Origin of the sequence: Hansschlegelia beijingensis, from assembly GCF_045505405.1 — a bacterium.
GTDB classification, from domain to species: Bacteria; Pseudomonadota; Alphaproteobacteria; order Rhizobiales; family Methylopilaceae; genus Methylopila; species Methylopila beijingensis_A.
Genome location: NZ_JBJKEX010000446.1, coordinates 1 through 2,208 on the forward strand (window position 1 = coordinate 1; position 2,208 = coordinate 2,208).

At 70.6% G+C, this 2,208-nt stretch carries 4 protein-coding genes; 2 read left to right on the forward strand and 2 right to left on the reverse strand.

Annotation, left to right across the window (positions count from 1 at the left end; translation table 11 throughout):
* Positions 1 to 30: 30 nt before the first annotated feature.
* Entirely contained in the window at positions 31 to 408 is a 378-nt protein-coding gene (locus tag ACIKT0_RS17370) for a hypothetical protein (RefSeq protein ID WP_407106606.1), read from the reverse strand.
* Between the two features lie 325 nt (positions 409 to 733).
* Here ACIKT0_RS17370 and ACIKT0_RS17375 point away from each other — a divergent pair, with 325 nt between their 5' ends.
* Complete coding sequence (locus ACIKT0_RS17375; RefSeq protein ID WP_407106607.1) at positions 734 to 1,123, forward strand: DUF5330 domain-containing protein; 390 nt, start codon at positions 734 to 736, stop codon at positions 1,121 to 1,123.
* Positions 1,124 to 1,222: 99 nt separating this feature from the next.
* Complete coding sequence (locus ACIKT0_RS17380; protein WP_407106608.1) at positions 1,223 to 1,660, forward strand: SufE family protein; 438 nt, start codon at positions 1,223 to 1,225, stop codon at positions 1,658 to 1,660.
* A 3-nt stretch (positions 1,661 to 1,663) separates the two neighbouring features.
* Here ACIKT0_RS17380 and ACIKT0_RS17385 read toward each other — a convergent pair.
* A partial coding sequence (locus tag ACIKT0_RS17385; protein WP_407106609.1) for a DUF6456 domain-containing protein occupies positions 1,664 to 2,208 on the reverse strand: 545 nt, incomplete at its 5' end.

The window sequence follows — 2,208 nt, forward strand, 5'->3', positions numbered from 1 at the left end:
AGCGCTCCGCAATCCTGTTCGAGAACCGGGTCAACGAGGCAGGGCGAGCCAGGCGGTCGCCGCCGAGGCGAGCCCGCCCTGCGACGCCCCGACGCAGGTCGCGAATGATGCAAACGCGACCGCGGACAGCGCGCAGGCGCGGTCGAGGTCGCCGGAGCGGGACAGTTGAAGGGCGATCAGGATCGGCGCCACGGACAGCGCGAAAGCCGCAAGGTCGAGCGCCGACGGCGCGCGGCCGAGCGCCAGCAGCACGGGCAGGACGCCGAACGGCAGAACGCCGAGGACAAGATGGGTCGCCACGAAGGCGCGCTGGCGGAAGCTGGCGCCTGCGCTCGTTTCGGCGGACACACGGAGCCTGGCTGCGACCTGCTCCGCGAACGCTTTCAGATCCGCGAACTGAAGCAACACGCACACTCCACGCGTCGACGCCCCGGAACCGCTTCGCCTGCGGCGGCGCTGATCCGGGTTCCGCCTCCACCGCCACGTTCGCAGGCGCCGCTTAAGCGAACGCTAAAAAGCGCGATTTTGCAGGCGCCGGCCATCAACCTTCACGCGCAGGCGGATGCGACGCCGCAACACTTTACGGAACCTTTCCAGCTCCTTTCAAAAACATGAAACTATCTGCGACATTTGCCGTTTCCGGCTTCAACGGCGGTTAGTGCGGCCGTGCTAGCTTGATGGATGTCGCCCGGCCAGCGCCGCCGGACGCCGTGGTCACGAGAGGCTGCCCGCCATGTTCTTCCTGTTGCGCATCGCGTTCTGGCTCTGCGTCCTTGCGGTCTTTCTGCCGATCGGCGGCGGCGGCGGCGGCGGCGACGGTCCGAACGACAAGGAACGCGCCTCGATCGACGCCCTGTCGGCGCTCGCGGCGGCCGGCGCCACGGTCTCGGACGTAAGCGGCTTCTGCGAGCGGCAGCCGGACGCCTGCGCGGTCGGCTCGCAGGCGCTCAAGCTGGTGGGCGAGCGCGCCCGCAGCGGAGCCGAGATGCTGACCGACTATCTGGGAGACAGCGTCAGCGCTCCGAAGACGACCGCGACGAGCACCGCGGGAGCGCGCGACACGCTAACCGCCACGGACAGGAAGCCCGCCTGGCGCGGGCCCGTCCCCGGCCGCTCGGCCTGACGGCTCGTTCGCTCCCTTCCCCCGGCGCCGCCTCGAGCGGCGCTTTTCCTTTGCAGAGCGCCGGCATCCGCACTACCTCGGACGTGACGAGAGGGCGTGATGAAGATCGACGAAATCCTCGAAGGCTTCGAGTTCATCGACGACTGGGAGGAGCGCATCCGCTACCTCATCGAGCTCGGCCGGGAACTCGATCCGCTGCCCCCGGAGGCGCACACCGCCGCCAACAAGGTGCAGGGCTGCGCGAGCCAGGTCTGGCTGGAGACGACGGTCGGCGACGGCGCCGATCCGGTGCTGACCTTCAGGGGCGACAGCGACGCCCATCTGGTCAAGGGGCTGGTGGCGATCACGGTCGCGCTCTATTCGGGCCGCACCGCCCGGGAGATCCTGAAGACGGACGCCGGCGAGGTCTTCGACCGCATCCAGTTGCGCGAGCATCTCACGCCGCAACGCTCCAACGGGCTTCGCTCGATGGTGGAGCGCATCAAGCGCGAGGCCGCCGCGGCCGCAGGCGCGGAGGCCGCCGCGGCCGCTTCCTGACGATCAGGCCTGCGGCTCCCCGCCGTCGATGGTGGGCCGGCTGTCCGGCGTTCCCCAGCGGACGATCCGCCCGGCCCTGTTGGGCGCCGGCTCGTCGAGCGCGTAGCCGTAGTGCCGGGCGAGCCGCGACAGCGCGAGGCCGAGCACCAGCTTGGCGCCGCGCGCTGGCCAGCCGCGATCCCGCTCCACCTCCTCCATCCCCTTCAGAAAGCAGCATACGTCGAGCAGCGCGCCGGAGAGCTCTGGCCCCACGGCCTCGATGGCGCGGCGCACCCGATCGCGCGCCGCCATCGCCGACTCGCTAAGCTCCGCGCCGGCCCCTGCGCCGCCGCGCCTGCCGCGCGACACTGAGGCCTCCCAGTTCGCGGTGACGCGCGGCGTCATCTGACCGCGCGTGAAATCGGCCCGCAGACGCTCGCCGGCCGCCACCTCATGGGGCGCAAGCAGCGGCTTGCCGTCCCGCCCCTTGCCTTCGCTCTTCCGGCGATCTCGGCGAACAACGCTTCGACAGCCGCCTTCGCGTCGCGCAGATAATCCGGGTCGTAGGG